The 25,372-nt window shown below is 29.0% G+C and carries 22 protein-coding genes; 13 read left to right on the plus strand and 9 right to left on the minus strand.

What is annotated here, in order from left to right; genetic code table 11:
• Positions 1-8: 8 nt before the first annotated feature.
• The 10 genes from CR532_RS00365 to CR532_RS00410 all read left to right on the plus strand — a co-directional run bounded on the left by CR532_RS00365 (position 9) and on the right by CR532_RS00410 (position 11,946).
• Entirely contained in the window at positions 9-1,478 is a 1,470-nt protein-coding gene (locus CR532_RS00365) for a hypothetical protein (RefSeq protein ID WP_108728868.1), read from the plus strand.
• A complete protein-coding gene (locus CR532_RS00370) occupies positions 1,478-3,799 on the plus strand; it encodes an RnfABCDGE type electron transport complex subunit D (RefSeq protein WP_108728869.1) in 2,322 nt (773 codons plus the stop codon). Before CR532_RS00365 ends, CR532_RS00370 begins: the two co-directional genes overlap by 1 nt.
• Positions 3,796-4,368, plus strand: coding sequence for a hypothetical protein (locus CR532_RS00375; RefSeq protein WP_108728870.1), 573 nt, complete (start codon positions 3,796-3,798; stop codon positions 4,366-4,368). The genes CR532_RS00370 and CR532_RS00375 overlap by 4 nt, the downstream gene beginning before the upstream one ends.
• Positions 4,365-5,442 (plus strand): peptide chain release factor 2 gene (gene prfB / locus CR532_RS00380; RefSeq protein ID WP_234416405.1). Its coding sequence is split into 2 segments (ribosomal slippage): positions 4,365-4,420 and positions 4,419-5,442, totalling 1,080 coding nucleotides; the frame shifts between segments, so codons are not numbered across the junction. Before CR532_RS00375 ends, prfB begins: the two co-directional genes overlap by 4 nt.
• Positions 5,424-6,833: a hypothetical protein gene (locus CR532_RS00385; protein WP_108728872.1), complete on the plus strand. Its 1,410-nt coding sequence runs from the start codon at positions 5,424-5,426 to the stop codon at positions 6,831-6,833. Before prfB ends, CR532_RS00385 begins: the two co-directional genes overlap by 19 nt.
• 50 nt (positions 6,834-6,883) lie before the next feature.
• Complete coding sequence (gene ftsY, locus CR532_RS00390) at positions 6,884-7,729, plus strand: signal recognition particle-docking protein FtsY (RefSeq protein ID WP_108729598.1); 846 nt, start codon at positions 6,884-6,886, stop codon at positions 7,727-7,729.
• Entirely contained in the window at positions 7,726-8,778 is a 1,053-nt protein-coding gene (locus tag CR532_RS00395) for a hypothetical protein (protein ID WP_108728873.1), read from the plus strand. Before ftsY ends, CR532_RS00395 begins: the two co-directional genes overlap by 4 nt.
• Positions 8,765-10,012: an ABC transporter permease gene (locus tag CR532_RS00400; protein WP_108728874.1), complete on the plus strand. Its 1,248-nt coding sequence runs from the start codon at positions 8,765-8,767 to the stop codon at positions 10,010-10,012. The genes CR532_RS00395 and CR532_RS00400 overlap by 14 nt, the downstream gene beginning before the upstream one ends.
• Positions 10,013-10,696, plus strand: a complete 684-nt coding sequence (locus CR532_RS00405; protein ID WP_108728875.1) for an ABC transporter ATP-binding protein — start codon at positions 10,013-10,015, stop codon at positions 10,694-10,696.
• A complete protein-coding gene (locus tag CR532_RS00410) occupies positions 10,693-11,946 on the plus strand; it encodes an ABC transporter permease (RefSeq protein ID WP_108728876.1) in 1,254 nt (417 codons plus the stop codon). Before CR532_RS00405 ends, CR532_RS00410 begins: the two co-directional genes overlap by 4 nt.
• A gap of 27 nt (positions 11,947-11,973) precedes the next feature.
• Here the strand turns inward: CR532_RS00410 and CR532_RS00415 are convergent, their stop codons facing one another.
• Together CR532_RS00415 and CR532_RS00420 are read right to left on the minus strand one after the other, a co-directional pair.
• Entirely contained in the window at positions 11,974-13,260 is a 1,287-nt protein-coding gene (locus CR532_RS00415; protein ID WP_108728877.1) for a hypothetical protein, read from the minus strand.
• Positions 13,253-13,570: a hypothetical protein gene (locus tag CR532_RS00420; RefSeq protein ID WP_108728878.1), complete on the minus strand. Its 318-nt coding sequence runs from the start codon at positions 13,568-13,570 to the stop codon at positions 13,253-13,255. Before CR532_RS00420 ends, CR532_RS00415 begins: the two co-directional genes overlap by 8 nt.
• Before the next feature lie 202 nt (positions 13,571-13,772).
• On the opposite strand from CR532_RS00420, the gene CR532_RS00425 reads away from it, so the two are divergent.
• The 3 genes from CR532_RS00425 to CR532_RS00435 all read left to right on the plus strand — a co-directional run bounded on the left by CR532_RS00425 (position 13,773) and on the right by CR532_RS00435 (position 17,125).
• Complete coding sequence (locus tag CR532_RS00425) at positions 13,773-15,041, plus strand: cysteine desulfurase (RefSeq protein ID WP_108728879.1); 1,269 nt, start codon at positions 13,773-13,775, stop codon at positions 15,039-15,041.
• Positions 15,042-15,171: 130 nt separating this feature from the next.
• Positions 15,172-15,573: an iron-sulfur cluster assembly scaffold protein gene (locus CR532_RS00430; protein WP_108728880.1), complete on the plus strand. Its 402-nt coding sequence runs from the start codon at positions 15,172-15,174 to the stop codon at positions 15,571-15,573.
• A 22-nt stretch (positions 15,574-15,595) separates the two neighbouring features.
• Complete coding sequence (locus CR532_RS00435) at positions 15,596-17,125, plus strand: YifB family Mg chelatase-like AAA ATPase (RefSeq protein WP_108728881.1); 1,530 nt, start codon at positions 15,596-15,598, stop codon at positions 17,123-17,125.
• Positions 17,126-17,149: 24 nt separating this feature from the next.
• Here the strand turns inward: CR532_RS00435 and CR532_RS00440 are convergent, their stop codons facing one another.
• The 7 genes from CR532_RS00440 to CR532_RS00470 all read right to left on the minus strand — a co-directional run bounded on the left by CR532_RS00440 (position 17,150) and on the right by CR532_RS00470 (position 25,372).
• Entirely contained in the window at positions 17,150-18,100 is a 951-nt protein-coding gene (locus CR532_RS00440; protein WP_108728882.1) for an L-lactate dehydrogenase, read from the minus strand.
• 217 nt (positions 18,101-18,317) lie between these two features.
• A complete protein-coding gene (locus tag CR532_RS00445) occupies positions 18,318-19,298 on the minus strand; it encodes a hypothetical protein (RefSeq protein ID WP_108728883.1) in 981 nt (326 codons plus the stop codon).
• Positions 19,299-19,596: 298 nt separating this feature from the next.
• The gene (lepA, locus tag CR532_RS00450) at positions 19,597-21,417 is read right to left on the minus strand and encodes a translation elongation factor 4 (protein WP_199911316.1); all 1,821 of its coding nucleotides are present in this window, start codon (positions 21,415-21,417) and stop codon (positions 19,597-19,599) included.
• A gap of 21 nt (positions 21,418-21,438) precedes the next feature.
• Positions 21,439-22,416, minus strand: coding sequence for a hypothetical protein (locus CR532_RS00455; RefSeq protein ID WP_108729599.1), 978 nt, complete (start codon positions 22,414-22,416; stop codon positions 21,439-21,441).
• A 64-nt stretch (positions 22,417-22,480) separates the two neighbouring features.
• Positions 22,481-22,915 (minus strand): ATP synthase subunit C-like protein, encoded by a 435-nt coding sequence (locus CR532_RS00460; protein WP_108728885.1) that lies wholly within the window; start codon positions 22,913-22,915, stop codon positions 22,481-22,483.
• A 14-nt stretch (positions 22,916-22,929) separates the two neighbouring features.
• Positions 22,930-24,762, minus strand: coding sequence for a V-type ATP synthase subunit I (locus CR532_RS00465; RefSeq protein WP_108728886.1), 1,833 nt, complete (start codon positions 24,760-24,762; stop codon positions 22,930-22,932).
• 13 nt (positions 24,763-24,775) lie between these two features.
• Entirely contained in the window at positions 24,776-25,372 is a 597-nt protein-coding gene (locus CR532_RS00470) for a V-type ATP synthase subunit D (RefSeq protein WP_108728887.1), read from the minus strand.

Raw genomic sequence — 25,372 nt, forward strand, 5'->3', positions numbered from 1 at the left:
AGGTAAAAATGAACCTACTAAAGTTTTTGCATATATTGCTAATACTATTTTTCACCTCCTGTAACATGGCAAAGTTTGGGGATTACAAACCGATATACTTCAAAAGCGAAGAAGATTTAAAGCATGCAAGTATTTATATAAATTCACTAGGATATAAAACAATATCCGAATATACAACGAAAATAAGTATATTAGACTTTCCAGATTTCAAAGAAATAACAATATATGAGGCAATGAAACTCAATGATTATGATCTCAGGAAAGACTTGTTTTTAAAAAAACTCCCTAATCTCTTCAATCTAGAGAACAAAAAAATACTCTACGTCGACTCACAATTTACTAATAATGATCTTATAAAACTAAAAAAAGATAAAAATATTGAAGCAGACATGCATTCCCTTCACTACAAAACTAAAATTAATTATTTTTCAATCATAATATTTATATCAATCATGATGCTTTTATTAATGTTAAACATGAAATATGTACCCTTTATGTTGACCTTTTTCACAGCCTCATGCACCATATTGATATTTAGCAATGCCATGCCATATTTTTATCCCTTAACAATACTTGCTTACCTACTATTCGCATTAATTGATAATTTTAACAAGAATTACAATAAGATATATTTGAAAGAAATCAGCTTTTTAACATTAATGAAGAAAATAAAATTTCCAATTTTCTTATTTTTATTTATAGTCTTGTACTTTATCGTGATAAGCAATTTTCTAATTACTAATCTTGAACCAATTTTTATCATTTTTGTATCCATATCAACTCTTTGTATTTTCTTAATATTTACTTGGATAAAAACTGAAAGCAACTTCAAAGATACATTTTTATTTTTAATTGAAATAAAAGAACAAAAAAGAGAGGTCAGAAATCTAAGATTAAAGATTATCATACATCTAATGCTATTTATAGCCTCATTAATGCCATTCTTTTACTCGCAACACATACTCAATTCTTATAAAAATTCTAATTATCTTTATAGTAAAAATTTGAACTATTTTGATTATCTAAACCCTGAAAATATTTACTTAACAGCGGGATACACTGAAGAGATTCCTAACATTGTAGGATATATGGCTCATATTCTTTACCAAAATGAACTTAAATATAAAATAACATCTAAATATGGTGAAGTGAAAAAAAATATAGAAGAAGATTACTTCAAAATAGAAAATAACAAAATAATCATCAATCCAAAAACTGTATACAAAGTAGATAAAGAATTTATATCTAGTAACCTTAATCAAGAATTCTCAAGACTATTCCTATACAATGGAAACCCAATCTTAATATATAAAGAGGTACATGCCAATATTACAACAATTCAAGACAATATTTCAACTTTATTCGCCCTTTCTTTGCCATTCTTCTTGTTGCTATTCCTATTTAAAGCAATAAGATTTACAATTCTTTTAAATATGAGTGAAAAAAGCTATAGAAAATATACTAAAGGGAATATTTAATGCCTAACTCAGAATCACAAGAAATAAAAATAGAAATAAAGAATCGATATAAAGTAAATATAGATGAAATTCAAATCCCTGAATACGTTCTAATTCCACTAGAAACGGAAAACTCGAAGTCTACAATATATGTCGTTGAAAATCAAAGAATCGAGGAAGGCCAAATACTATCAAAAAATACAAGCATAGAACTATACACATATTCCCCAATATCTGGAATAATAGAGAAAATATATATCGCTAACCTTCCAAATGGAACTCAATTAAAATCAGCATTAATAAGATTTCAAGGAAGAATTAAAAATGAAAAGGAACCGCCCGCTGAGGATGAGTCAAGAGAGAAAACACTAGAAAAATTAATTCGCCTAGGAATTCCTTGGTTTAATGAAAATTCACTATTTCAATATGTAAGTAAATGTAAAAAAATAGACAAGATGATTTTACTAATAAACGGAAAAGATCCCTTTACAAACATTTCAGAAACATTAATAAAAGAAAAATTAGATGAAATTACTTATGGACTTGAGATAATCAATAAAATTTTTAAATTCAAAGAAATACTAGTAGTTTTAAGCAATTATAACTTAAAAAAAGAACTTGAAAATTTAAATATTTTTAAAGATGAAAGATTCATAACTAAACTCATTCCTAATACTACACATCCATATGCAAATCATGAAATGATAATGCACTTTTTATACAATGAAGATAGCATGCTTGAGGACATAAACCCCAATAAAAACATACTTCTAACTAATGTCGAAGACCTTTACAATGTTCATAAGGTAATTAAAACAAGCATCCCATACAAAGAAAAGTTTATCGCTGTAAATGGCAATCAAAAAATGCAAAACAAAATAATAAAAGTCAAAATTGGAACATCGATCCGCCAAATCATAGATGAAGAGATCGATATAGCAAAATACGATATATTTCTAAATAACCCAGTAAATAAAATAAAAATAAATAACCTAAATATACCCATCACAAGAGATATATATAGCATTACGATTTTACGAAAAGAATCACTATGGAACAAGATAAAGCTCCTAAAAATCCCAAGTTTTTCACCACTATATATTGAAGAGATTATTTTTTCAAAAATTAAGGGTAAAATGCAACATAAGAATACAAAATTAAAATTCCTAGAATATAGTGAAACTGAAATTGAGGAAGAGATAAATAAGGTCCAAAAAGAAATAAAGGAAAAACTATTAAATATTACCCCAAAAAATGAGCCAATATACACTGAAAATAATCTAAAAGATATCTATCTAACTATTATATTAGCACTAACTCCTAGTTTAATATTTTCTTTCACAAACAGTACAAAATTTTTAATTGATGCCTTAATATTAACGCTAGTAAGCTTAGCGTTATATGCTATAATGATGCTAAAGACCAAGCATAAATGTCTATCCTTCTTAATATATTCTGCATTAGTTATTAATATAGTGCTACCTTTAAATCTCCCTATCATATTAAAAATAATTGCACTACTTTTTACATTCTTAGTACTTTTTTATTTCTCAAAGCTTTCCAAATTCCTTGTAAACCCTATATTAATTTCTTTTATGTTTTTATTGCTCAATTTTCCATTAAGCTTTAAACAAATATATCCAGAAGAACTTTTAAGACAAGAAGAGATAATTCCCACTTGGGCTAAAGTAACTAAAAGAAATCCAAATATTACAAGTTTAGAAAGCTTAACAGAATTTAAAAGGCATGAAAACAAACATATTGACATGATTGAAAAATTTATAAACGAAAAAATACTGTCTAATTTTAATATCATCATACCAAGATTCCACATTGAAAGCTTGTTGGGTCTACAAAACGAAAAATATTTGTCACCTATTCTGATTTATATTGGATTTTCATTTATTCTAGGAAAATTCATTATCAATACATTAATACCATTATCTTTTTATATAAGCCTGATGCTCATTAGCTATATGCTAAAAGTCATGAATATTTACAGTTATATAAGTTTTGATATGGTAAGTCTACTAATATCTCCAATTCCAATGCTCTTAGTATTAACAATGGGTACAGAATTGCAAATATCACCTCCCTTTAAATTTGAACAAATACTTTATGGCCTCATGTTATCTCTAGTTTATCTTATAACACTAGGTTATATTCCATTTGAAACATTGTCAGCTATCATAGCCATTTTTATATCACAGGTAAGTTCAACATTAATAAAAAGATATAGCTTAACATTTCAAATTAAAAAAATATTACACCATTTGAATATGAATAAATTAAAAGCAATAGAACATAAAAATGAAACTGGAGAAGAAATTATAAAATTATGACAAATAGCTTACTAATGTATGTATTAGTAAACAATCTGATACTCATACATTTTATCGGACTTGAAGACATAAAAATAAAAGATATTAAAGCATTAGCAAAAAAGTATTTAATAATCATAATAACTTCTCTATTAATTTATTCAAGTCTTTTTTATTTGTATAAAGCATTCTCTGAGAATAATTTATTATTTATAATACCAATCGTATATATAATAGTAATTTACATGCTAATAATGGTACTTAAATCCTTAAACAATATTTTAACTATCTATAATAAACAATCGAAATATTCAAACGATTTCCTGCTCTCCAATAGTAGTTTAGTTGCAATAACATTCTTTGCTCTCGATCAAAGCCATAGCTTTTTAGAAGGAATTGGAATACTCATTCTATCTTTATTAGCAGTATTAATATCTCTTATATTAATACTGCTAATAAAGAGAAATTTTGAAAAAGGATTAACATCTAAAATATTAGATAATGAATCAATGTATTTTTTTATAATGTTTATTTTATCTCTAATTCCAAATATAATTATCTTAATAAATAATAACGAGAGTTTATCATGAAAGAAAAAATAAATGAGCTTCTGGAACAAATTCAAAATGTTTGGAGGAGACTTTGACAGCGACAAGATCAAGGCACAACTTAAAGAATACGAAACACAAATAAATGATGGGAATTTTTGGGGCGATAATAAAAAAGCACAAGAAATTCTTAAAGAACAAAATGTTTTAAAAGCTAAAGTAGAACCTTGGGAAGACTTAATATACAAGCTTGAGGATTTAAGAGAACTCTCTGAGATCACAGAGAGTGAAGAAGATATGATATTAATAGAAAATGAAATTCATACACTCAGAGAAAAATACAAAAATCTCCTCACATTATCTTATTTTAAGGAAGAAATTGACATAAATAACGCATTCTTAACAATACACTCAGGTGCAGGTGGCACAGAAGCCTGTGATTGGGTTAGCATGCTATATAGAATGTACTTAAGATATGCTGAGAGGCGTGGATACAAAACAGAACTCATAGACTTACTTGAAGCCGAAGGAGGAATTAAATCTGTTACAGTCGAAATAAAAGGCGAATACTCCTATGGCCTTTTAAAAAGCGAAGTCGGAATACATCGCCTTGTAAGAATTTCTCCCTTTGACGCCGCAAAAAAAAGACACACATCTTTTGCATCCATTTTTGTTGATCCTGTAATTGACGAAAGAATTGACATAATAATTAAACCAGAAGACATCAGAGTTGACACATATAGGGCCTCTGGTGCAGGTGGCCAACATGTCAACAAAACATCGTCAGCCGTCAGAATCACCCACCTTGAAACAGGCATAGTAACTCAATCCCAAAGTGACAGAAGCCAACATAAAAATAAAGAGTTGGCAATGAAAGTATTAAAATCAAGGCTGTATGAACACTATAAAGCATTAGAGCAAAAGCGCTGTCAATCTAAGCAAGAAGAAAAAAAAGATATATCTTGGGGAAATCAGATAAGATCCTACGTATTTCAACCTTACAATTTAGTAAAAGATCATAGAACAAAATTTGAAAATCCCAATATTATCTCTGTTATGGATGGAAATATTGATAACTTTATAGAAGAATATCTAAAATGGAAAAGTTTAAGTTAGGTTCAATAATACTATTTTCAATAGTATCAATAAATCCATTATATCCTCAAAGTCACATTGAGTACGGTTTTTCTTATATTATTAACACAAAAGAAGCAAACGCAAATCTTAAAGAAGGAATTGAAAAAACACTAGACAAGATTTATGAGACAATAAGTGAACATATCATAAATAAAGATGACAAAGATTTCATCAAAAATATTTACATACATCAAGATATAATAAACAAAGAAAAAGAAATTAGCAATCTAAAAGAAGACACAGATAAAAAAAGACTTCAAAACACAATAAGCTCAAGAGAAGAAAATAACATAGAAATAAAAATTGATGACCTTAAAGGCGACATTGAAAATATTAAACTTAAACAAAAAGAACTTGAAGTGTATTTTACAAATTTAAAAAAGATAAAAGCTAAATTCAAAAAAATTAAAGAGAAAATAAATCTATCCAATGTAAACACAGAATTTTTAATAAGCGAAGGACTATTTTTTATCAACTATATTAATTTTAAAAGAGTAGAAAAATATTACCTAATTGAAATTAGCAATATCACTCCTCAAGGCATCAAGGTTAAACGAGAGGTTTTTAAACTATCATCATCCGCTGATGATATTGCATATAAAATAGCAGAGCTTAGTCTTAAGGAAATATTAGGGAGAGAATTTATCAAAATTGGAATAAATGTCTTAAATAATCTAGATGCCAAAATATATATAAACGAAAAATTTGTATCAAAAGGAATATATAATGATGATACCTTTGATATTTCCGAATTGACAAACAACGAAATTGAAATTAATATCGTAAGTAGAACTTTTAAACCTTACTCAGTAAAGCAAACTATAAAAAATGGAGACACCATTATTTTAAATGTTAGCTTACAAAAAGAATCCGCTAAAACAATACCAATTACAAGTAATGTAACATCCAAAGTATTCAGAAAAGGAATATTCATAGGTGAAACTCCAATCGATATTGAAGAACCTGAGAACATAGAATCTATTCTCTTACAAGCTGAAGGATACAAAAACATGTTCAAAATGATAAAAAATGAAGACACAGCAATTCATGTAGAAATGTTGCAAAAGAATAAAAGCCAACTTACTATCGTAAGGGATATATTCTATATAAACCTTGGAGTTTTCACATTAAGCCTAATAGGCACTATCTTTGCAGGCACTCTGTACAATGAATCATCAGAACTTTACAATATAGCTTCACAAAATCTTATTATCCAGAAAATAACGCCTCAAGATCTATACAATACAAAATCAGAACAAATGATTACAACATTCCTACTTGGCGCAGGGGTAACTCTTTCTGTTGGCAGTTTTATTCCATTAATAATTCATTTGGTACAATATATTCAAGAGGCAAGCAAAGGTGAATAAATGACTGTAAAATTATTTAATAAATATCAAGAAACAGGAGAATGAAACTTTTGGGCATTTTTGAAAAGATAAAAAATCTATTTAAGAACAAAGAACAGTTAGCAATATTTGAAAATCTAGAAGATATCCTCTTAGAGGCAGATATTAAAAATGACATCGTAATTGAGATAATAGAAAATATAAAAAAATTTAAAGTTAAAGGAGAAGAAGATACGCTTTTTAGGCTCAAAGAACTTTTGAAAAATTACATAAACCAACAAACCCTTAACTTAGAGAATCAAAAATTAAACATCTTATTAATCATTGGAGTAAACGGTGTTGGCAAGACTTCAAGTATTATAAAACTTGCAAATAAGCTTAAAAATCAAGGTCAAAATGTGTTAATAGCAGCTGCAGACACATTTAGGGCAGCGGCAATTGAACAAATTAAAATACAGAGCGAAAAAATTGGGATTAAAGTTATCTCTCAGAAACAAGGAAGCGATGCATCCGCAGTAATATTTGACAGCATTACAAGCGCAAAAGTTAAAGGTTATGATACCTTAATCATTGATACAGCAGGAAGACTTCAAAATAAAGAAAACCTAATCAAGGAACTCCAAAAGATGGATAATGTAATCAAAAAGCAAATAGTAGATATAAATGTCAACTACAAAAAAATACTAGTAATAGATTCTATCTCTGGGAAGAATATCAACAATCAAACAGAAATATTTAACCAAGCAATAGAGATTGATGGCATCATAGCCACAAAGTTTGACTCATCATCTAGAGCTGGTGGAATAATAAATATTTCAAAGCTATTTAAAAAGCCAATATACTTTTTTACATTTGGAGAAAAAGTAGAACATATCAAAGAATTTAATATCGATGACTACTTTAATAAATTACTATGACAAATAAGATATTAATATCACTTTTTATATTTATAACACCTATGGCATATGGACAAAACTATTTCATTTCTGATGTATTTTTCAACAAATATCAAGAAATATATGAAATCCCAAAAACAGGATTTTACATTGAATATGAAAAATTTTACGAGGTCGAAAAATTTAGTCTTTTTAAAGATTTGCAATTAATAAAATACAAAACAATAGAAACAATAGAAGATACAAAAAAAATAGCATATTATAATGAAAAAGATATCAAAACAAAAGAAGAAATTTATGACAACCTACATAATAAAATACAAGAGATAAAATACAGTACTAAGGGAATAATCCTTGAATCTGTAAATTACTTTTACACAAATAACGATTTAACTTACAAGGAAATACAAATTTTAGATAAAAAGCCAAAAAAGCTATACTACACGAAAGACACCGATGGAAAGCTTTTAAAAATAACGGGTTCAGACTTTCAAGTTTGGAATTATGGAGTCAATGGTGAACTTAAGTCAACATACTTTGACATAAAAAAATCTAAAACAAAGGTCATCACATACGATGAAAACAAGAGGCACCTAGAAAGTATTACACTAGCTAAAAATAAGATACAAGCTAAAGAAAAAAATGAATATTTAGATGATAAGGAAATAATAAATACCCTTGAAGAGGGCAATATAAAAACCATATCAAAATATCAAGGAACTAACTTAATTCGAAAAGAAATATATGAAAATAACGAACTAATAAAGACAAGTGATTTTGAATATAATGCATCTGGAATCGTTACAGTTGAAAATGTAACTACAAAAGAAAAGAAAAAAGAATTCAACACTAAAACAGAGTATGAATATAACTCTGACAATAAATTAATGCTAAAAAGATTCTATGAAAATGATTTAATCACATTAAAAACTGAGTATTTTAGCGATAGTGAATATGAACAAGAAATATATTATGATGGACAACCTATCTTTAAAGTAAGGTATAAAAATGACGAAATTATTGAAGAGATCAATAAAGATATCGCTAGAGACGACAATGAGATTAAATAAATTTTTATTAAAAAGATTAATTCTAGATGAGAAAAATAGCTCATCACTTTCAATAGTCATAATCTTAAGCATAGTACTTGGCCAAGTAATTATTATTATTACAATATCAATCATGAATGGCTTTCAAAATGACTTTTTTACAAGTATATCTACGCTAGAAAGTGGGAATTTAAAAATAGAAAGCACATTAAATAATCAAGAAGTTACTGCTTTAAGAAACATAAACGAGATAATTCAAATAAACAAAATATATGAAACGCAAGGAATTGGAATTGAAAGCTACTACTATCCAAGCATTCTAAACATCATTGCTCTTGACACAAAAGACATCATCGAAGATGTAAATTTCATTTCTCTCACGGGTCTTTCCAAATCTGACCTTGATCTTAATGATGATGAAATCATCATCGGTGATGTACTCTCATACAATTTAGGTCTATTTGAAGGAGATACCATAGGATTAATAGTAAGTGATGAAATACAAGAATTGCAAACATTGCAAAATGAAATAAAACACTTCAAAATAAGATCCATTTTTAAGGGTAACTATTCCAAAATAAATGAATCTACAGTATTCATGAACATTAACTACTTTTACAAAAAAAACATCATAAAAGATTCAGATATCAGTTATCAAATAAAAACACGAAACTTATATCCAAGCCAAGCATTAAAAACCGAAATAAAAAATATTAATCCAAACATTGAGTTTAAGACTTGGAACGAATATAATAGGGAACTCTACAAAGCACTAAAAATAGAGAGGAGTACAATGTTAATCATTTTAACAACTATATTTCTTGTTATTGCTGTTAATACATATTACCTACAAAAAAGAATACTAATAAACAAAAGCAAATCAATCTCAATAATCTTATTTCTAGGTCTTAAATCTCAAAAGATCAGACAAGTCTTCTTAATCCACTCAGCAATAATTTGTATCCTAGGAGGTATTATTGGATTAGTTGCAGGTATTCTAATATCCTTAAACATTAACGAAATCTTAAATTTAATTGATATTATAATGAATAGCGTAATAAATACTATTAATTACATATGCAAGCTAGAGCTACAAAATGTCAAAATAAAAATAGTAAAAACCATACTTACTCCTAAAATATTCTTAAGCGACTTACTATTTACACTATTTTTTGCTTGCTTTTTTACAATGTGGTCAAGCCTAAGGGTAACAAACAAGATTAAACATATTGATAAAATAAATGGAAAAATATAAATGAAAAATAATATACTCATTATCAAAGGAATTCACAAAACATACTCTAAAAATAAAACAAAAATAAAAGTAATAGAAAATCTGAATTTACATGTAAAAAGCGGCGACTTTATTTCAATTCAAGGAAAAAGTGGATGTGGCAAATCAACACTTTTTAACATCATATCAGGGATTGATAAAATGGACTCAGGTGAGATAATATCATGTGGAATATCTTTAAGAGATTCAAATGAGAAAACACTAAGTTTTTATAAAAATAAAAAAATAGGTCTTGTTTTTCAAAACCATAATTTAATTGATGAGTTTAGTGTATTTGAAAATATTATCTTACCTAAAATCATTGAAGGACAAGACAACTTAGAGACAATAAAGCAAAAAGCTCTAAATTTAATGAAAATATTAGAAATAGATATAAGAGCAGAACATTACCCTTCAGAGCTATCAGGTGGCGAAGCACAACGAGTAGCAATTGCAAGAGCTTTAATCAATGACCCAAATATAATTTTATGTGACGAGCCTACTGGCAATCTGGATACTACTACTGCAAAGACGGTAGAATCTCTACTAATAAATACAGCAAAAAAATTTGGAAAAACACTAATCTTAGTTAGTCATAATCCAGAATTCTCCAATAAAGCAGACATAAAATATGAACTTAAAGACAAGGCACTAAAGAGAATATAATGCATCCAAATATTAAGGAACTTGCTAAGATAGCATATATAATCTTTATAAATTCAAAAAATAAAAAGGCTCTAATTGGTTCTGGGATATCCTTAAGCTTAGTAATGATTCCTTTAATTATTGTTTACTACATGTCAAGCAACATTATGAATTCTACAATAGAGAAATATATTGAAAATGAAGGATTCTCTGTGCAAATTGAATATAATGAACCTCTAAAAGACTCCTATCTTAGATCAAAACTAGAACAATTTAAGACAGAATACAAACATGATGAACTAAGATATTTTTTCGAAAGAAGAACCTACGGAATAATTGGGAATAGCAAAAAACAAGGCGCATTAATAAGAGCGATAGAAAGCAAATTTATTGATGAGAACACGCATATAAAATTAATAGAGGGCAAGAAAAGTTTATCAAAAGACGAAATATTAATATCAAAACAAATCCAAAATAAACTTAATTTAAACATAAATGAATCTATCTATATAGTAGTACCTAATAGTAAGTATAAAAAAATACTACCCAGAGCAAAACAATTTAATATATCTGGAATCATTGAAACAGGTTTAAGGGAAGTTGATAAAAACTTAGTTCTCATCTCACTGCAAGATTCGAATATAATGTCGGAAGCGTTCTCTAAAAGCATAATTGGCCTTTCGATCACACTCAATACTAAAGAAAAAACTGACCTTTTAAAGAGAGAGATTGAAAAAGATTTTCAAGAATACAAAATAAAAACATTCTACGAGCTTTATTTGAATAAATATATGAACTTAGATACTAGCAAAAAACTTTTAATATTTATTATGGCATTTATTGTAATATTTGCAAGTATTAATATATCTTCATCCCTTTGTATGTTAATACTTGAAAATAAAAAGAAAATTGCAATACTGAAATCAATTGGAATGAACAATTTAAGCCTCAAAATAATATTTATATTAATAGCCTTTATTCTAAGCTCAGTATCTTGCATAATAGGAATACTAATTGGAAACTACATAATCATAAACATCTCACACTTAATTAATATAATAGATATTATTGTTAATACAATTTCTAAAACATTTGGCGCTGACAATACAGAACTTTTAAATTCTGATTATTATATCTCTGAACTTAATATTAAAATAAGCATGAAATTTAGCTTAATTATTCTAGTATCCTACACATTAATAAGTATCGCAACAACACTTATTCCTCTAAATATTACCTCGAAGCTTAAAGAAAAAGATATACTAAGATAGATGTTCAGCTTTCAATTATCCACAATATCATCTTGTAACCACATTTACAATCTTAATAGAAGATAATTCTTCCCTAATATTTGGATAAATCTCTTTTGGAAAAATAGTCTTTAATGAAAAACTTTGCCTAGAGTAAGGTTTAAGAAAAGAATTTGCCTCAGAAATTAACTTCCGTCTCAAAGACCTAATAACATTACCCTCCCCAGACATATAAGCAACCTCAACTTCCAAACTTTTAATATCATCCTTTAAGTTATTGTAAACTTCTATTAAAGAATTTGCCTCATAGATTCCAAAAAATTCATTAAAATAACTTCCAAGGTATTTAAAATTTAAAATTGAAGAACTTGTATCCAAATTAACACTAAAAGTATTATCAACTTCATTAAAAAATTCAATCAAACGTATATCAAGAACTATCTTCTTAGGATGTCCCTTAATCTCTTTAGAAAGATTGTATATAAAATCAATTGGGACATAAACTCCTTTACTCCATTTATTGGGAAAATCACTTGCCTTTTCAAAAACTTTATTAAACATAGGCTTACCTAAATCATCATAAACAGTCACACCATAAGAAACCCGCTTAATAGCTTCCTTATCTGAAATAACTCCTGCTTTTAATTGATAAGCATGTGCATCCTCAAAAACTAATACCTTAGCATCTTCAACTTCAACATGATACAAGGCAGAAGCAGAAATATCAAGATTAGCAGATTCAACTATCAAATCAGATGCCCTTGTAATTGATGGCAAACCCTGAACTATCGCCTCCTGAATAACTTTTTCTCCCCCACTAAGTTCTTCATAACCACCAAGAAAGGGCTGCACCGTTACATATGTAGCAAATGAAATAATACCTATTAATATAAGACTTAAAAATAATATTAATGATCTATGTTTTAATTTTCGACTCTCATAATAATCTCTTAAATTAATACCACTCATTATTCCAAATTCTCTAGCCTGCAAACTTAAATGCATTAATTTTTTATATATCTCTCTATCACTTGTTCTCTTTGCAAGCTTTTCATAAAGATTTAAAAATGAACCAAACATAGATTTATTATGAAGAACATATAAATACGAACCCTCAAGTTCTCTTAAGGAAGCTCTAATTTCTCCCAGTCTCTCTAATTTCTGTGCTCTATCATAAGACTTAGAAAAACGTATCTCAATATTTTCAATATCATTTTCAGAAACATCCGATCGTGCAATAATATTCTTTATATTTCTTTCTTTTAAAATCCTATTTTTATAGTTACTCAGCTTAGATAAATAAATCTTAACTCGTTCCTCAGAAGTTCTACTCATTATCCTCTAACTCATCAACTTTCTTCAAGAGCCAATAAGCAATATTTTTAGCAGTATCCTTTGTAATAGAAATCCCAACAAAAGAATTAATTAACATTATTTTTTCTTTAGAACCTTTAAGTTCTCCTGAAATCTCTTCCAGAACGCCTTCTTTAGTCTTAGTATAAACGATTTCTTCAGGAATCTCTGTGGTTTCAAAAACAAGATCACAGAAAATCTCTCCAGTATTAGTTACACTTCCATAAATATTATTAACAGGAACCAATTTATAATCTTCAGCTTTCTCAAATCTATAAATTATTTCTTTCATATAGACGAATTATAGCATAAACGTATCTTTAAAATATAAAAGCTGGAAGCCATGAAATTCCATAAAATATAGGATAAAATACAATATATATAAATACTAATGTTTAACACAAAAATAAAATGAAAAATAATGCTATAATCCTTAAAGAATTATCATACAAAAAGACAAGAATTTCACACAAAAATATAGGAAACGTAACAAAATGGATCTAAGTCTCATAAAAGATATAAATGAAAAAGCAAAAATTTTAAGAAAAGATTTCCCCATTTTAAATAAAATTATAAATAATAAAAAAATCATTTATTTTGACAATGCTTCAACTTCTCACAAACCCCAAAGTGTGATTTTCTCTGAAGTTGAATTTTACGAAAACTATAATGCAAATGTTCATAGAAGCGGTCATGAATTCGCAATGAAATCCAGCTTAAAAGTTGAGGAGACAAGAAAAATTGTAAAAAAATTTATTAACGCAGATTCTAGTAAAAATATAATATTTAATTCTGGAACAACAGATGGGATAAACACAATAGCAAACTCATTGCTATTTTCAAAAATTTTAAAAGAAAATGATGAAATAATCACAACAACACTTGAACACAATAGTAATGTACTCCCTTGGGTCAATGTTGCCAAATTTTTAAATCTTAAAATTAAACTTGCCAAATTTAACGAAATGGGTATTATTCAACCCTCACAAATAAAAAACTTAATTACGGATAGAACAAAAATTATTGCTATATGTGGGATAAATAATATATTAGGTACTGTGCAAGATTTAGAAGCAATTGGAAAAATTGCTAGAGAACACAAAATTATATTTTTCATAGACGCAGCTCAAATGGCACCGCATACAGATATAGATGTAAATAAAATAGGCTGCGATTTTTTAGTATTTTCAGGCCATAAAATGCTTGCTCCAACAGGAATTGGCATCCTATATATCTCTAATAAAATCATAGACAAACTTAACAGCTCCAAACTAGGCGGAAATACCGTAGAAGATATTTTCATAGAAAATGGAGAGATTAATTTCAAGACTCTTGAATCCCCAAATAAATTTGAATCGGGAACACCCAACATTGCAGGAATCATTGGCCTTGGCAACGCAATAAAATATATTAATAATGTCTCAATGGAATTTATTAAAGAACATGACAAAAATCTGATTGAATATTGTGTTGCAAGATTAAAAGAAATTGATGAAGTTGAATTCCTTCTAAATCAAGATATTAAACGAAAAGCAATAATATCCTTTACAGTAAAAGGTATCCATTCACACGATGTTGAGACATACCTTGATACAATGGGCATTGCAACTAGAGCTGGACAAGCTTGTGCTTACCTTGCATTCTCATCAGATAATATTAAAAAAACCCATCTCTTAAGAATAAGTTTTTATTTATACAATACAAGAGAGGAGATTGATACTTTTCTTTACTGCCTGAAAAAGACAATAAAAGACTTTTATTAATTCTTTTAAAACCCTTACTCGTCAAATATTAAAATGCAGAGTATACATCTCTACTCCTTAAATCAAGTTTATACAAACCGCAAATAAATTTTATATTGATTTAATCAAGTAAACTCCTTAAAATTGAAATATGTTCTCAGAGGAAATAAAAAAAGAACTAATAAGAATTAGCAAAATAAATAAATACAAGTTTAAAACAGATAAAAATCAAAATTTAGTATATAAATCTAAGTGTGGCGACCAAATAGTTTTTCAGATAAAGCTAATAAATGAAAAAATTAGATTAAGATACAATGCATCTGGATGCATAATTTTTTTTGCAAGTGCTTATAGCCTAACTAAAATATGTGATAATAAATCTAAAAAAGAAACGTTGGACATCCTCACAAAAGTAATTAATAAAGATTTTGAATGCTTAGAAGAAATTGACATAAGTCTTAAAAATTTTGAAAACTTCATTCATACAAATAGACAAGATTGTTTCATGTTACCATATAAAGCCCTCAATGAAAGCTTAAAAATAATTAAATAACTTTTAATTTAAGGAGAATTACGTGAAAATATACTCTCACTCATCAATAGGATACGAAGGTGAACTAATTGAAATTGAAATAGATATTAGAAAAGGAATACCAAGAATTGATATTGTTGGCCTTGCTGGAAGCGAAATCAAAGAGTCAAGGGAAAGAGTAAAAGCAGCTATTAAAAATTCAGAATTTACTTTTCCAAAAGACAGGATATTAATAAATCTTGCACCAGCTGGAATCAAAAAAATTGGAACCGCAATTGATCTTTCAATTGCTATAGGCATTATAGCCACAAAAGACCATAAAAATAATAATTTAGACATTTTAATACTAGGTGAATTACAATTAGACGGAAAAATAAGAGCAATTAAAGGAGTATTGGCTGCTATCTCACTTGCAAAAGAGAGGGGGATTAAATGTATAATAATACCTTTTGACAATCTAGAAGAAGCTCTTCTAATAAATAATTTAAACATTTGGGGTGTTGCGACCTTAAAAGAAGCTCTGGGGATAGTAGAACATCTCAATAATAATATATTTCCATCAAAAACCATAATTTCCCTGCCGACAGAAGATGCTGAAAAAAAATTTGAATATGATTTTAAAAACATAAAAGGACAACACAGAATCAAAAGAGCAATTGAAATTGCAGTTGCTGGAGGACACAATATTATGCTATTTGGTCCACCTGGTTCTGGAAAAACTCTTAGCCTCAAATGTATACAGTCAATTTTACCACCACTTACAAATAAAGAACTCATTGAAACAAATAGAATTTGGTCAGTAGCAGGTAAATTAATAGATACAAAAATAATAAGACAGCGACCATTCCGGCAACCTCATCATACCGCAAGTAAAGAGGGTATAATTGGTGGTGGATCTAATGCACTACCTGGCGAAGTATCACTTGCTCACAATGGGATTTTATTCTTAGATGAAGCGTTAGAGTTCCAAAAAGCAATTTTACAGTCATTACGCGAACCTATTGAAGATAAGACTATCTCAATCGTAAGAGCAAGTTCAAGATCATTCAAATATCCTGCAAATTTTCAGTTGATAATGGCTACAAACCCTTGCCCCTGTGGCAATCTTGGCAAAAAAGATACAGAATGTTTTTGCTCGCAACAAGAGGTTTCAAACTACTGGAAAAAACTTGGAGCCGCAATGCTTGATAGAATTGATATTAGAGTTCCAACCAAACCAGTAAATAATGAAAAACTATTTCAAGAAGAGAGTGAAAGTTCAAGTGAGATAAGAAAGAGAATACTAAAGGCACGGAACATCCAGCGCAAAAGATATGAAAATATTGAAAGCACTCACAAAAATTCCGATCTTAAGCCAGAACATATTGCAATATTCTGCGCATTAGATAAAATACTACAAGACGAACTAATTTATATATTAAATAAACTTAATATATCATCAAGAGCAACTCACTCAGTGTTAAAATTAGCAAGAACTATTTCTGATCTAAAAGAAGATCATGATATTTCAAGGGAATCATTACTAGAAGCCATTGAACACAGAAAAAATGGTGAAAGATTGATTGAAGAATAAAAAAAGCCCCATATTGGGGCAGAATTAAAGTTCTATTTTATCAATATAACTCTTAAGTTGATTAGCAGAAGCTTTAAATTTTTCCATCTCCCTATCACTTATTTTAAAATCAAGAACCTCTTTTACACCTTCTTTGCAAACTATAGAAGGTGCTCCAATGTAAATATCCTTAATCTCACCACTATATTGACCATTAATATATGAGGATATCGGTAAAATACGGTTTTGATCGCTAATTATTGCATTTACAATATTTTTAATGCCAAGCCCAATAGCATAATAAGTTGCACCCTTAAGTTTAATCACCTCATAAGCAGCATAAACAACACTCTTGTGTATCTCGTCAAGTTCCTCCTCTCGGATCTTCCCCTCAGCAATATATTCTGTTAAAGGCTTCATAGCTATTTTGGTTTCATCCCAAGTAACAAAAGAACTATCTCCATGTTCACCCATAACATAAGAGTGTACATTTTGAGTATTAACATCAAAACGCCCAGCCAAAAAGTATCTAAGTCTTGAAGTATCAAGTGTTGTCCCTGTTCCAATAACTCTATGAGTTGAAAAACCCGAATATTTCATAGTAACATAAGTCATAATGTCAACAGGATTACTTGCAATTACAAAAATACCACTAAAACCACTTGAAACAACATCTGTTACAATTTCTTTAAAGATTTTAGTATTCTTACCAACTAAGTCAAGCCTTGTTTCACCTGGCTTCTGATTAAGACCTGCAGTAATTACAACAATATCAGCATCAGCACAATCTTGATAAGTTCCAAAGTTTATTTTAATATTCTTTTCTAAAAACATTTGTCCATGATTTAAATCCATGACCTCACCCCTAGCCTTATCTTGAGCTACGTCAATAATTACAAGGTCATGAACAAGTGAGTTATCTATTGTTAAAGCATAAGCAAAGCTTGAGCCAACACCCCCAGCTCCAATAAGAACTACCTTATTACATTTAAGCATAAATTATCTCCATCTAAAATTGTTTAATATCAATAAAGCAATTTTATAACATTTTAAAACACTTTTCCAATATTTTTAATAAGAATTAAATATCTAATAACTCCCCTACAAATAAGTTAAAAGTAACTCAACACTAAAGTTACAAAAATCCAAATCAATCCAATTAATAAGTTAAATAATAAAACAACTGAGCAAATTTATTAAAAATCTTCCACCCTCACAAAACATTATCATAACTCAACTGTATAAGAGTTTTAACTTCTTCAAATTGTGATATATCTGCAAAAATAATTTCAATATTCCCATTCCCAAGCCTTCCAATATTACTTACATCACGAACAAAACCTTCTTTTAAATCTACCTTTTCTAAAGGAAGCTTAATAGTAATTATTATCACACCCTTTCTAGGTCTAAATTCAATATCCACAAAAACCTTGCCACCAGACACCTTAAATCCTGTGTAATATTTAGCTTCATACTTTTCTACACTACCCAAAGTAAGAATGAAATCTTCTAACACTTTATTTAAATTTTTCAATTCAACACTCGCTCGATCCAACATCTTTAAATTCTCTGTTAATAAAGAATTGTCGTCATCTCTCTTAAAAATTATATTCTGCATTATTTCTGTTTTAACTTCACTCTTATTTTTTTTATCCTTAACAACTGATTTGCCATTACCACCAATAGCAGGATAAGTTGTTATTTTTAATGTCATTAAATTATCTTCATAAAGATCATACTCTACAAGAAGAATTTCTGAAGAATCTCTTTTAGCCTGCAATTTAGCTTCTTCTGTAAAACTTTTGGCCACGCAAATAATCTTAGTGGAATTAAAATCTATATTATCCTTATTATTGTACTTTTCAGAATTTTTACCAAATTTATTCATAACTGCAATCAAAAAATCACTTTTTCTATCTTTTAATATCTCATCATACCTAGCAGCCTGCAAAACATGCATGGGGCTAGAGTCTTTCTTATACTCCAATATTACAGGAACAATAAAAGGACCATCAATAATTCCAATTGTATCTATTCTTTTATTTTCTATCTTAAATTCAGTATCTATAAATTTCACATTAAAAAAAGTTTCTAAATTACTCTCAAATATTTTTTGTATGTCTCTTTCAAGTCCTACATCTGTAGTTTCCAATTTCACTATTTTATTTGAAGAAAAAATTTTAAAAATTTCCATTATATATCCAATCCCTTAATATTTATAATATACAAAAATGTAAACACAACCCACAACTAAACATCGTTATAGCTTAATCTTACAAGCCTCTTAAGTTATTTACACTGAGAATTCTCTGCAAACGAAATCTCAATATTATCTGAAGGATAGTGGTACCCTATTTTCGAAATATCTCTAATTACGTAAGCTTAAAGCCAAAATAAATTCTTCCAATTTTTATATCTAATTTTAATTTCAAGATTTAGTTTTTCCAATCTTTCTAATTGTAAGTCAATTTATTAATGAATTATACACTTACTCAATCATCATCTGACTTAAGTACAGAAAGAAATGCACTCTGAGGAATCTCAACATTCCCAATCATCTTCATTCGCTTCTTCCCTTCCTTTTGCTTTTCTAAAAGCTTCCTCTTCCGAGTAATATCCCCGCCATAACACTTAGCAGTAACATCTTTTCTAACCGGTGAGATTGTCTCACGAGCAATAACGTTTGAACCAATTGCTCCTTGAATCGCTATTTTAAACTGCTGTCTTGCAATCTCGTCCTTTAATTTCTTACAAATACCTGTAGCCTTTGATCTCGCACTATCTCTGAAGACCAACTGAGACAGTGCGTCAACTCTGTCTCCATTAACTAAAATATCTAATTTAACTAAATCTGTTTCTTCATAACCTAATACTTCATAGTCAAAAGAAGCGTATCCACGACTTACAGATTTAATCTTATCGTAAAAATCAAAAAGTATTTCAGCAAGGGGCATCTTATAAATAATCTCAACACGCTTTGTATCAAGATAAACCAAATTTGCTTGTATGCCTCTTTTAAGTACGCAAACACTCATAATATTTCCCAAAAACTCAGTGGGAACAATAATATTAGCTCTAATATAAGGTTCAAGAGCAAATTCAATATTCTCATTTCCAGGAAATTGTTCGGGACTCTCAATGAAATAAGATTCCCCCTTTTTAGGAACAATCCTATAACGAACTGAAGGAGAAGTTAATATTACATTAAGCCCAAATTCACGCTCAATTCTTTCCTGAATTACTTCCAAATGCAAAAGTCCTAGAAACCCACATTTAAATCCATGTCCAAGGGCAGCTGAGGCGTCTTTTTCAAAAGTCAGTGATGCATCATTAAGTTTAAGTCTATCCATTGCCTTTAAAAGATCATCATACTGATTAGCATCAACCGGATAAACAGAAGAAAATACTACAGGTTTAACCTCCTTAAATCCCTCAAGAGGAACAATTGCTGCATTATCAAAAAGAGTTACAGTATCTCCAATCTTAATATCTGATATATCCTTAATTCCCGCAATAAAATAACCAACATCTCCAGCTTCTAGGATATCTCTTTTTTCAAGTAGTATTCTAAAAATCCCAATTTCTTCAACTAAATACTCCCTATCTGCATGCATCAATTTAATCTTATCGCCATTTTTGATTTGCCCTTCAAAAATCCTAAAATGCACAATCACACCACGATAAGAATCATAATGTGAATCAAAAATTAAAGCCCTTAATGGATTACTAGAACACCCCTTAGGAGACGGAACATACTTACAAATAGCCTCGAGAAGTTCATCAATTCCTATTCCATTTTTAGCAGATATCGGAACAGCAATATCTGAATTCAACCCCAAATCATGTTCTATTTGCTCTTTTACAAACTCAATATTAGCACTTGGTAAATCTATTTTATTAATGACAGGAATAATTTCAAGATTATGTTCAAATGCCATATAAAAGTTAGAAACAGTTTGAGCTTCTATTCCTTGACTTGCATCAATAAGTAAAAGTGCCCCCTCGCAAGATGAAATTGCTCTTGAGACTTCATAAGAGAAATCAACATGACCAGGTGTATCTACAAAATTAAGTTCATAGACATTACCATCATTACTCTTATAATCAATAGTAACTGCCTGGCTCTTAATTGTAATTCCCCTCTCCCTTTCAATATCCATACTATCAAGAATTTGACTTTTAAATTCACGATCTGAAATTATTTTAGCCTTTTGTATAAATCTGTCTGCCAAGGTTGATTTACCATGATCAATATGAGCAATAATGCAAAAATTTTTTTTATAAGAACTAATCCCTACCTCCCCAATCCAAATATAATATCTAAAAATATTATACTAATATATACTTTTATTAAGCAAAAGATTTTTGATTTGATTCTTTGATTTTGAAACATAAGGTGAAAATTTAGGCGCAAGATCAATAATTAACTTCCAAGTATCTACAGCTCTCAACCTATTTTGATGATTAGCATACATATAAGTAGCATAAGCAATATTATATACTACTTCCCAAAAATCTGTAGACTCAAAACTAGTTTTAATATCAGTATATTCATTTATTTTTTGAGTAAAAGACCTTAGATTTTTAAATTTATAAAGAGGTTCGTAATAACTAATATATTCATGCATTCTAGTTAAAATACCAACTGTAGCTATAAGCCCATGAGTAATAGCAAGTTCATAAGCACCAAGCTTTAAATATACCTTTGATAACAGTTGATGCGTATCAACCACATTATAGTTATTAAACCTGTAAAGATTAAAAGTAAAATCAATACCAGAAGTCCCTCTTACATTCTTTAAATAAGAATCTAGATAAAATGCAGTATCAAATTTACTATCCAAATTGCCCTCATGCTTCCGTATAACATAATGGTAATTATAATAATCATTATTATTCGAGAATCTATTCAAAATTTCATTCAAATAATCAATCATGTCAATATAATTACTTCCAAGCTCAGAAATTTTTGCCAAAGAAAATAGTATATTCTTCTCAAAAGATTGATCCAATAAATAATCCTTATCTTCTAAAGCCTTCTGAAGATTCAATTTTTCAAGATCAATATTTCCAGCTATACTATAAGCTACAGATAAATAATAATTAGCCTCAGGATATATTCCTTTCCTAAGTAAGGCTTCCTGCAAATAATTAATAGCACTAGTAAGATTAGATTTGATAAATCCTTCTTTAGAATAAATAAGTTGCCGCCCTTTTTCAAGCAAAATCCAATATGGCATATCTTTACCTACTGAGGAATTTAAATTTAATATAAAACTGAAAATCACAAAAGGCAAAAAAAGTTTTCTCATACTTATAAATATATTAAATTTCCTCATAAATTGCGAGAAAATTTAATATTTGACCACCTAAAGCCTAAACAAATTTAAATATCATCAAGAAAACCATTACAAAAAGAGCGACAGATTCTATTAGACCCAAAACCAAAAGATTTGTTGCAAATCCCTTCCCAGTCTCAGCAAAAGCATCGCAAGCTCCTGCAGCAGCTCTGCCTTGAGCAAATGCAGAAATAGAAATTGCAAGTCCACCACCAACCCCTGCACCAAGTAATAACCAAGGATTTGTCTGTGTCATTATCCCTGCTAAAGTATTCATCAATATATATCCATATATTATTTGTGTCAAAGGTGCTGAGACGAAAACAATCAATAAAAACGGAGCTGGCTTACCCTGCATATAACACCTCTTCCATGCCCCAATAGCAGCACTTCCCGCAGCTCCCATACCCAAAGCCGAACCTACTGCAGATATTGCCAAAGCTGAGTTCACTCCTATTAAACCTATATCCATAAATATCTCCTTATCTATTTATTTTTTATTTTTCTAAAGGGTCTATAAGAATATCCACTCCATTCCTGGCCCAAATGGTTTGAAAATTCAAGCATATTAAGTCTTACTCCATGAACAACAACAGACAATAAAGATAAAGTGATATTTAGAATATGTCCAAACAGTATTACAATGATGCCACTTATTATAAGACCAATATTAGATGATTTTAATAAAGATGCTGACATGCTATTAAAACTATCAGAAATTGCAAGACCTGCAAGTCCAACAGCAAAAAGCCTAATATAAGATATTATGTCTGCAAATCCTGCCACAGTAGTCAAAAATTGTTCTATTATTCCCCCAAAGCTCTTTAATATGCACATAAAAAAATTTGAACCATCTTGTTTCTCAAAAACAAATACAAGTATAATACCAATATATATCATATTTAAAATAATGCTATACATAGGGAATCTCACCTCACTAAGTATCAAATTGAGAACGAGATAATAAAGCCCAACAATTGTAATAAGCCAACCAAGTTGAGCAATTGCATGTATATGTGGTCTTTCCCTTACTTGCCTAATAAAATTCCATATATGAGCCACTGATATTTGCATAAGACCTATAGTAAAACATATAAACATAATATTTTGCATACTATTCTTCCCTGCCAAATATTCAAGTTTCAAAGACTTTAAAATAGGAAATAGACTAAAAATAAAAGGACTACTACCAAACCAAGTACCAGTCATCGAACCATATATTATTGCCGATGTACTCAGATAAAACATTAAGGCATGAATGGATGTTAAAGACTTCTTTCTTACAAGATTGCCTATACTCATAATAATTCCTACAACCAAAAATATAACCCCATAAGCCGCATCACCAACTATCATTCCAAAAAATACAAAGAAAAATAACATAAAAATAAAGCTAATATCTCTTTCTTTATACCCAGGTATTGTATCTAAGACATCAAAAATAGGTTTAGCAAGCTTAGCAAATCCCCTTCTTTCTACATAAGTTGGAACAACATCATCATCATCAGGATCTACAAATTGTACCGCAAATCTACCCTCAGTAGCTGCATTTTTCAAATCATTTTGCTTATCTCTCGGAATAAATCCCGTAATATACGCAAAGCCATCACCATCATCATTCATATCAGCCATAACTTGCTCAAATTCAACAATTTGATTATACTCATTTATTTCATCTCTTAAAATATCTTTATATTTACTTAAAAGTGATAACTGAGTTAATTTTTGCTCCAAAATTTCATCAACAACTCTTAACTTATGTTCAATAAAATCAAGATCAAATTCAAATTCATATTCCTCAGCTACCTCTATTTGCTGCTTAGAATCATTAATAGCTATAAAATAAGCTGTACCTTTAAAATCATTAATAAGGGCAACCTTAACCTCAGAAGATGCCAATAGCTTTTTATATTCACCAATTTGAGACTTAAAAAATTGTACATAAATATTACTTTCTTTTAACTTATTAACTAAATCAAGGGAAAAACACCCCCAAAAGATTATACCGCCTTTTTTATGTAACAATGATTGCTTCACGTCTCTTAAATCTTTAATCTCATCACCCAAACTAACTATACTCTTTGCAATATCCAGAAAATTTTCACTTGAAGATTTTAAAGTTTTTACCTCACAATCATCTCCAAGTAAGGATAAAGCCTGAGTTAAAATCCCTCTCACCTCAACAACCTTCTCTAAAGATTCTGAAACTCTATTGTGAAAATCAATATGAACAACTCCCAATTCTCTTAAAATTTCAAGTGCCTCTATCTTATATTTCAATAAAGTCAAAAACAAAACTTTCTTCATCTTTATAATCATAAAACTCCCATCCCTATTTGCCTTTAATCAAGCTAGCTTTAGCTATTTTGCCCCTTACAACAGCTGCTGTTTGCTGATCTCCAAGATATACATTAATCTTCTTTATGTTAGTTTTAGTGGTAGGTATCATAACTTTCTCAAATAAATTTACTCTCTGAGAAGTAGTAACAAGTTCCGCCTCCAACAACCTAACCTGCTCACTTAAAACCTCAAGTTCTGCATTTATCTTAATTATATTCTTAATAGTTTCTATTCCCCTATCTACCCAATATGGAGTTAATAAAAGATCATGTTTAATATCCTCATATTCGACAGAATCAAAAATAGGAATAGTAATACCCGCAATATTTGTAAAACCCCTTACTACTCTTTTAATTTGAATCCAATCCTTAAAGGAAAATTCTTCACCAAATAAAGAAATCCAAGAATTAATATTTGCCTTTATATTGTCTTGTTCAAGTTTTCGCTCTTTTTTTAAAGCCTCAACCTTCCTAATCTCCAAATGAAGTTGTTGCTTCTTAAGTTGCAATGTAGGCAAATACCTACTAAACATCTTAAGGCTATCTTTTTGTTTTTTAAGTTCATTCTTAGTTAACTTAATCTTAGCCAT

Source organism: Candidatus Borreliella tachyglossi (assembly GCF_003076595.1).
Lineage (GTDB): Bacteria > Spirochaetota > Spirochaetia > Borreliales > Borreliaceae > Borrelia > Borrelia tachyglossi.

What these genes read in the sequence shown, in the direction of transcription:
- CR532_RS00365 (WP_108728868.1), top strand. Translation starts at nt 9, where the DNA reads ATGAACCTACTAAAGTTTTTGCATATATTGCTAATACTATTTTTCACC.
- CR532_RS00370 (WP_108728869.1), top strand. Translation starts at nt 1,478, where the DNA reads ATGCCTAACTCAGAATCACAAGAAATAAAAATAGAAATAAAGAATCGA.
- CR532_RS00375 (WP_108728870.1), top strand. Translation starts at nt 3,796, where the DNA reads ATGACAAATAGCTTACTAATGTATGTATTAGTAAACAATCTGATACTC.
- CR532_RS00385 (WP_108728872.1), top strand. Translation starts at nt 5,424, where the DNA reads ATGGAAAAGTTTAAGTTAGGTTCAATAATACTATTTTCAATAGTATCA.
- CR532_RS00395 (WP_108728873.1), top strand. Translation starts at nt 7,726, where the DNA reads ATGACAAATAAGATATTAATATCACTTTTTATATTTATAACACCTATG.
- CR532_RS00400 (WP_108728874.1), top strand. Translation starts at nt 8,765, where the DNA reads ATGAGATTAAATAAATTTTTATTAAAAAGATTAATTCTAGATGAGAAA.
- CR532_RS00405 (WP_108728875.1), top strand. Translation starts at nt 10,013, where the DNA reads ATGAAAAATAATATACTCATTATCAAAGGAATTCACAAAACATACTCT.
- CR532_RS00415 (WP_108728877.1), bottom strand. Translation starts at nt 13,260, where the DNA reads ATGAGTAGAACTTCTGAGGAACGAGTTAAGATTTATTTATCTAAGCTG.
- CR532_RS00420 (WP_108728878.1), bottom strand. Translation starts at nt 13,570, where the DNA reads ATGAAAGAAATAATTTATAGATTTGAGAAAGCTGAAGATTATAAATTG.
- CR532_RS00425 (WP_108728879.1), top strand. Translation starts at nt 13,773, where the DNA reads ATGGATCTAAGTCTCATAAAAGATATAAATGAAAAAGCAAAAATTTTA.
- CR532_RS00430 (WP_108728880.1), top strand. Translation starts at nt 15,172, where the DNA reads ATGTTCTCAGAGGAAATAAAAAAAGAACTAATAAGAATTAGCAAAATA.
- CR532_RS00440 (WP_108728882.1), bottom strand. Translation starts at nt 18,100, where the DNA reads ATGCTTAAATGTAATAAGGTAGTTCTTATTGGAGCTGGGGGTGTTGGC.
- CR532_RS00445 (WP_108728883.1), bottom strand. Translation starts at nt 19,298, where the DNA reads ATGGAAATTTTTAAAATTTTTTCTTCAAATAAAATAGTGAAATTGGAA.
- CR532_RS00455 (WP_108729599.1), bottom strand. Translation starts at nt 22,416, where the DNA reads ATGAGAAAACTTTTTTTGCCTTTTGTGATTTTCAGTTTTATATTAAAT.
- CR532_RS00460 (WP_108728885.1), bottom strand. Translation starts at nt 22,915, where the DNA reads ATGGATATAGGTTTAATAGGAGTGAACTCAGCTTTGGCAATATCTGCA.
- CR532_RS00465 (WP_108728886.1), bottom strand. Translation starts at nt 24,762, where the DNA reads ATGATTATAAAGATGAAGAAAGTTTTGTTTTTGACTTTATTGAAATAT.
- CR532_RS00470 (WP_108728887.1), bottom strand. Translation starts at nt 25,372, where the DNA reads ATGGCTAAGATTAAGTTAACTAAGAATGAACTTAAAAAACAAAAAGAT.